This is a genomic window from Arthrobacter sp. Dra40, from assembly GCF_059091905.1.
In genome coordinates this window covers 1-6,180 of the sequence record NZ_JBNHHB010000264.1, presented here as the reverse complement: position 1 = coordinate 6,180, position 6,180 = coordinate 1, and the positions used below count along the sequence as shown (strand labels likewise).

Sequence of the window (6,180 nt, the reverse complement as noted above, 5' to 3'; positions counted from 1 at the left end):
GGTAATTCGCTAGAAATTCCGCCAGATTCCGCGGATTTAACCGGATCCGGGCGGCCAAGCTGGTAAGTTTTCGCACAGTAGCTTTTCCGCAGCCTGCGGAGGCTCTGACCCAACCGAAGCAGTCCAGGAGGACAAAAATTGGCTATCAACCGCAGTGAACTTGTTGCAGCTGTTGCAGAGAAGGCTGGCACCAGCCAGACCGCAGTGAACGGTGTCCTGGACGCTGTGTTCGACATCTTCGCAACCTCCGTCGCCAAGGGCGAGAAGATCACCATCCCGGGCTGGCTCGCCGTTGAGCGCACCGACCGCGCTGCCCGCACCGGCCGCAACCCGCAGACCGGCGAGTCCATCCAGATTCCGGCAGGCCACAGCGTAAAGCTGACCGCTGGTTCCAAGCTGAAGGCCGCCGTCGCCAAGAAGTAGTCCTCAACAGACTTCCGCAGGGACCGTCACCGGCAACCGGTGGCGGTCCTTGCTTTAACCCCTTCACTTCTACGGGCGGTAAAATAGCCGGGACGGGGTGTGTGCAAGAGCAGCACTCCGAGGGCATCAGGACGGAGGACTCGAGGCATGGTCCAGCGTGGAGCGCGGCTGCTGCGCGGCTGGCTGGGCGCTGCAGTAGCCACCTCCGTGGCGGCGTTGTCCCACCTTGCCGGTGGCGGACATGCGCCTGCCCCCGCCGTCTGGGCCCTGTCCCTCGCCCTGTCCGGGCTGGTGTGCGTGGGCCTTGCCGGCAAATCCCTGTCCTGGGTGCGCCTCCTGGCCGCAGTGGCGGTCAGCCAAACCATCTTCCATCTGCTCTTCCAAATGGGCCACACCGCGCACCCGGTGTTCCAGACCGGCGCCGGCAGCCACTCCGGACACCACGTGATCCTGCCGCCCGGGGCACTGGTTGCGGCGGCACCCGTTCAGGCGGACGGACCGGGCGCGGCGATGCTGGCCGCCCACCTTGCAGCTGCCACCGCCACCGTCCTGCTCTTGCGCCGGGGTGAGCAGGCAGCTTCCGCGCTGGCCGGAACAGTGCTGCTGGCCGCACCGCGCCGGCTGCACTACTGGCAACCGGTCCCGCGGGCCGCACTGGCCGTGCCGGTCGCGCGGACCGTCCGCTCACTGGCCGCGCTCGGAGCGCCGCTGCTTGCCCTGCGACACCGCGGACCTCCGGTGCACCACGCTTTCTGACCCGCGCCCGTGCGCATCCCCCGACGAAAGAACGTGATGAACCACCCTCTGAACCCACCTGTCCCTGTGCGCGTTTCCACCCCCGAGACATCAGTTGCCAGGCAGCGGCGGGACGACGCCCGCCGCTCTGCCCGGCAGGCGGCGACCCGTCGGCTGCTCGTAGCCGCCTTGGCCGCCATGCTGCTCTGGCTGGCGGCAGCGCTCACGCTGGCGCGTCCGGCTTCGGCCCACGACGAGCTGATCGGCTCCACCCCGGAGAATGGCGCCGTCCTTAACGCCCAGCCCGAGAACATCGTGCTGAAGTTCAGCGCCAATGTGATGGATATCGGCGCTACCACCCAGGTCCTGGACTCCGCCGGCGCTGACTGGGCCGCGGGTGCACCGGTGCTCGGCGGCAGCGAGGTCACCATCCCCCTGAAGGAGGGCATGCCCGACGGCGATTACCGGTTGGGGTGGCGGGTGGTCTCCAGCGACGGCCATCCGATCGAGGGAACCACCAAGTTTTCCGTGGCGGCCGGGCAGGCGGCCCCGGCCGCGGCACCGACGTCCACCACCGGGCCAGCCGACAGTGCCGCCGAACCTGCCGGGAAAGAAGGCGGGCCCAGCGATTTCGGGCTCTTCATCGCAATGGGCGCGGGCGCACTGGCGATCGTGGCCGGCCTCGCCGCATTCGTGATGAGCAAGCGGGGCGGAGGAACGGGCGGTCGTGGCTGAGCGGTCGGCCCCGGCAGCTCCCCGGCGTCCCGTGGCCATCAGCGCCGACGGGATCGGCAGGGGGTGGCTGCTGGCCGGCGGAGTGGTCCTGGTCCTGGTGCTGGCAGCAGCCCTGCTCTATTCCGGGGCTGCCGCAGCCCGCCAGCTCTCCGACCCGGGCGCGCTGACCCGTTGGGCGCTGCCGGTGGCCAAGGCAGCCAACAACACGGCCCTGGCGACCGTCATCGCATCCCTGCTCTTCGCCGTCGGGATCCTGCCCAAGCAACTGCGCGCCAGACGCAGGCCAAGCAAAGGCGGCGACGACGGCCCCGAGCATCCGGCCTTCACTGCCGCCCTGCGGCTGGCAGCGGGCGCCGCCGTGGTGTGGACGCTGGCCGCCATGGCCGTGCTGGTTTTCAGTTTCTCTGACATCGCCGGTTTGCCGGTTAGCGGGGATGCCCACTACACCGCTGGGTTCGTCGGTTTCATGACGGACATCGGAACCGGCCAGGCGTGGCTTACGATCACCATCGTGGCGGCCATCGTGGCCACCCTCATCTTCGGCCTCCGATCCCTCCCCGGGTTGGGAGCCACCCTGGCGCTGGCCACCGTCGGCGGGCTGCTGCCCATGGCACTGATCGGGCATTCGGCCGGCGGAGACGACCACTACGGGGCTGTGAACTCCATCGGACTGCACCTGCTGGGTGCCTGTCTCTGGGTGGGCGGAATCATTGTGCTCGCGGTCATCTCCGGCACGCTGGGCACCAAGGACATCACCGAACAGGTGCTGCGCCGCTACTCTGCGCTGGCGCTGATCAGCTTCTTCCTGGTTTTCTTCTCCGGAATCATCAACGCGTCCATCCGGATCACCTCGCTGGACCAGCTCACCAGCGAATACGGCGTACTGGTGGTGATCAAGGCCCTCGCCACGCTGCTGCTGGGCGCGATCGGCCTGATGCACCGGCAGTGGATCATCCCGGAACTGGGCACCAAGTCCGGCAAGCGCGTCCTGTGGCAGCTCATCACCGTAGAGCTCCTGATCATGTCAGCGGTCTTCGGGGTGGCCACTGCCCTGGCCCGTACGGCACCGCCCACCCCCGAAGAACTGCCGGTCGACGCATCCCCGGCCCGCATCCTGACCGGCTACGAGTTGCCGCCGGAACTGGTCGGGAGCAGCTGGCTGACCGTCTGGCGCTGGGACTGGCTGTGGGTGGCGTTCGCCCTGATCGCCGGGATCGCCTACCTGGTCGGAGCCGTCAGGCTGCGGCGGCGGGGTGACGGCTGGCCAGTTGCGCGGACCGCCAGCTGGATTGTCGGGCTTCTGGCGCTGACCTATGTCACCTCCGGAGCACCGGCTGTCTACGGGATGGTGCTTTTCAGCACGCACATGCTCGACCACATGGCACTGACCATGGTGGTCCCGCTGTTCCTGGTACTGGGGTCGCCGATCACCTTGGCGCTGAAGGCATTGCCTCCGCGCCGGGACGGCAGCATGGGTCCGCGTGAGTGGATCCTCTGGCTGGTCCATTCGAAGTACTCAGCGGTCATCACGCACCCGCTCTTTGCCGCGGCGAACTTCGCCGGTTCCATCGTCATTTTCTACTACACGCCGCTATTCGGTTTCGCGCTGCGCGAGCATGTGGGCCATGAGCTGATGAACCTGCACTTCCTGCTCACCGGCTACCTGTTCATCCTGTCGATGATCGGCCAGGACCCGCTCCCACGGCGCGCGCCCTATCCGCTGCGGTTGCTGCTGTTGTTCGCGACCATGGCCTTCCATGCGTTCTTCGGCGTTGCCATCACCAGCTCGACCTCGCTCATCCAGGCCTCTTGGTTCGGCAGCATGGGCCGGGAATGGGGTCTGCCCGCGATGGAGGATCAACAGCTCGGCGGGGCCATCATGTGGGGCATCGGCGAAATCCCCACCCTGTGCGTCGCCGTCGGGGTGGCCATTGCCTGGTCACGGTCCGACGCACGGGAAACAAAGCGTAAAGATCGTTCAGCCGATAGGAATAACGACGCCGAGCTGGCGGCTTATAACGATATGTTTGCCAAGATGGCCCGGCAGGACGCACGCCTGGTTCCGCCAGGGGCATCGGGGCCGGCCGCAGGTCGCGGCACGTCGTCAGGCCACCTGCAAGGACCGACAACCACCACCGGGCAGCAGCCCGTTCCGGACCCGGACGACGCCGGCCGGACGCAAGGAGAAACCAGATGACCGAGGCAGCCGAGACCATCCGCACGAACTACCGTGTCCGTGCCTCCGACCTGGTGGGCCGCAACTGGTTGAATACCGGCGGCAAGCAGCTGGGGTTGGAAGATCTGCGCGGCAAGATTGTGCTGCTGGATTTCTGGACCTTCTGCTGCATCAACTGCCTGCACGTGCTGGACGAGCTGCGCCCGTTGGAGGAGAAATACAAGGACGTGCTGGTCACCGTCGGGGTGCATTCTCCGAAGTTCGAACACGAAGCGGACCCCGTGGCGCTTGCCGCCGCCGTCGAGCGTTACGACATCCACCACCCGGTGCTTGATGATCCTGAACTCGAGACGTGGCAGGCCTATGCCGCACGGGCGTGGCCGACCCTCGTGGTGGTGGATCCGGAGGGCTATATCGTGGCGCACCTGTCCGGTGAGGGCCACTCCGGAGGCCTTGCATCGCTGGTGGAGGAACTGGTGTCCGAACACGAGGCCAAGGGCACGCTGCACCGCGGCGACGGACCCTATGTCCCGGCCGAAACCACGTCCGGTGACCTGCGCTTTCCGGGCAAGGTCATTCCGCTGCCGGACGGCGTAGGCTCGGCCGGCGGTTCCTTCCTGGTCAGCGACACCGGGCACCACCGGTTGGTCGAGATGGCCGCGGACTTGTCCACGGTGCTCAAGACCTACGGCTCCGGCGCAAAGGGCTGGCAGGACGGACCGGCCGAAGACGCGAAGTTCAATGAGCCCCAGGGCGTGGCCTTGCTGCCGGAAGAGATCCGCGCGCAGGCCGGCTACGACGTCGTGATTGCCGATTCCGTCAACCACCGCCTCCGCGGCCTGTCCTTGGCCACCGGCGCAGTGACGACGGTTGCCGGGAACGGCGTGCAGCGGTTGCTGGATGCCAATTCCCAGCGCACGGCACCGGGGCTGGCCGAGGCGGGCCCCGGCTCCGAGGCGGACGAAGCGGCTTCCGGCGAAGCGCTGGGGGAGGAACTGGCTGAAGCCATCGCGTCGAGCCCCGAACAGCTGGAAGCCGACCCGCTGGCGGTTTCGCTCAGTTCGCCGTGGGACGTCCTGTGGTCGACCCGGTTGGAGGCTGTGGTGGTCGCCATGGCAGGTGTGCACCAGATCTTCACCTTTGACCCGGCCTCCGGCACGGTCGCCATCCTGGCCGGTACCGGACTCGAAGGTTTGCAAGACGGCGAGGCCGGCGCGGCCTGGTTCGCCCAGTCATCCGGTCTGGCCGAGGACGCTGAGGGCGGCATCTGGGTCGCGGATTCAGAGACGTCGGCGCTGCGCCGGATCTCCTTCGTGGAGGTCAAGGGCGGGAACCGGGCGCAGGTCTCCACCGCCATCGGCGCCGGCCTGTTCGACTTCGGATTCCGCGACGGGACTGCCGCAGAGGCCAGGCTGCAGCATCCTTTGGGCGTGGCCGTCCTGCCCGACGGCTCAGTGGCGGTGGCCGACACCTACAACGGGGCGGTGCGCCGCTACGATCCGGCAACGGACACCGTCTCCACCTTGGCCCGCGGTCTGGCGGAGCCGTCAGACGTGCTGTTGGACACCTCCGCCGTGGCCGGGGGCGGCGAACCGCTGCTGCTGGTGGTGGAGGCAAACAAGCACCAGCTCATCCGGCTGCCACTTCCGAAGGAAGCACTGACGGTGGACGAGGGTGCCTCGCAGACGCAGCGTCCCAAGACCGAGGTCTCGGCCGGCCCGCTGGCGCTGACCGTCCGCTTCGCGGCACCCACCGGGCAAAAGCTGGACGACCGCTGGGGCGACCCCACGCAGCTGAAGATTTCCTCCTCGCCGGAGAATCTGCTGGTCTCCGGGGCAGGGACGTCCGTTGGCCTGGTCCGGGACCTGGTGCTGTCCGACGAGGTCAGGGAGGGCGTCCTGCACATCACCGCGCGGGCGGCGGCCTGCGACGGCGAACCCGGCGGCGAGATCCCCGACCATGCAGCCTGCCACCTGTACCAGCAGGACTGGGGCATTCCTGTGGTCGTGGGCTCAGGCACGGGGGAGATGACGCTGGACCTGCGCGGGCTGAACTAGGTCCGGGCGCCAAACCGCAAACGGCGGAGGCGGACAGGGCAACCTGTCCGCCTC

Annotated in this window: 5 protein-coding genes; all 5 read left to right on the top strand. The window is 67.8% G+C overall.

The genetic code is table 11. From position 1 onward, the window contains the following. Nucleotides 1-138: 138 nt before the first annotated feature. Entirely contained in the window at nt 139-423 is a 285-nt protein-coding gene (locus AC5RWT_RS33355) for an HU family DNA-binding protein (RefSeq protein WP_136785733.1), read from the top strand. A 147-nt stretch (nt 424-570) separates the two neighbouring features. Next, the gene (locus AC5RWT_RS33350; RefSeq protein WP_494083958.1) at nt 571-1,179 is read left to right on the top strand and encodes a hypothetical protein; all 609 of its coding nucleotides are present in this window, start codon (nt 571-573) and stop codon (nt 1,177-1,179) included. 36 nt (nt 1,180-1,215) lie between these two features. Continuing rightward, complete coding sequence (locus AC5RWT_RS33345; RefSeq protein ID WP_494083957.1) at nt 1,216-1,893, top strand: copper resistance CopC family protein; 678 nt, start codon at nt 1,216-1,218, stop codon at nt 1,891-1,893. Beyond that, nucleotides 1,886-4,090: a bifunctional copper resistance protein CopD/cytochrome c oxidase assembly protein gene (locus AC5RWT_RS33340; RefSeq protein WP_494083956.1), complete on the top strand. Its 2,205-nt coding sequence runs from the start codon at nt 1,886-1,888 to the stop codon at nt 4,088-4,090. Before AC5RWT_RS33345 ends, AC5RWT_RS33340 begins: the two co-directional genes overlap by 8 nt. Next, complete coding sequence (locus tag AC5RWT_RS33335) at nt 4,087-6,126, top strand: NHL domain-containing thioredoxin family protein (RefSeq protein ID WP_494083955.1); 2,040 nt, start codon at nt 4,087-4,089, stop codon at nt 6,124-6,126. The genes AC5RWT_RS33340 and AC5RWT_RS33335 overlap by 4 nt, the downstream gene beginning before the upstream one ends. Nucleotides 6,127-6,180: the final 54 nt, after the last annotated feature.

Bases quoted from the DNA above. Each gene is read 5' to 3' on its own strand.
- AC5RWT_RS33350 (WP_494083958.1), top strand. From the start codon at position 571: ATGGTCCAGCGTGGAGCGCGGCTGCTGCGCGGCTGGCTGGGCGCTGCA.
- AC5RWT_RS33345 (WP_494083957.1), top strand. From the start codon at position 1,216: ATGAACCACCCTCTGAACCCACCTGTCCCTGTGCGCGTTTCCACCCCC.
- AC5RWT_RS33335 (WP_494083955.1), top strand. From the start codon at position 4,087: ATGACCGAGGCAGCCGAGACCATCCGCACGAACTACCGTGTCCGTGCC.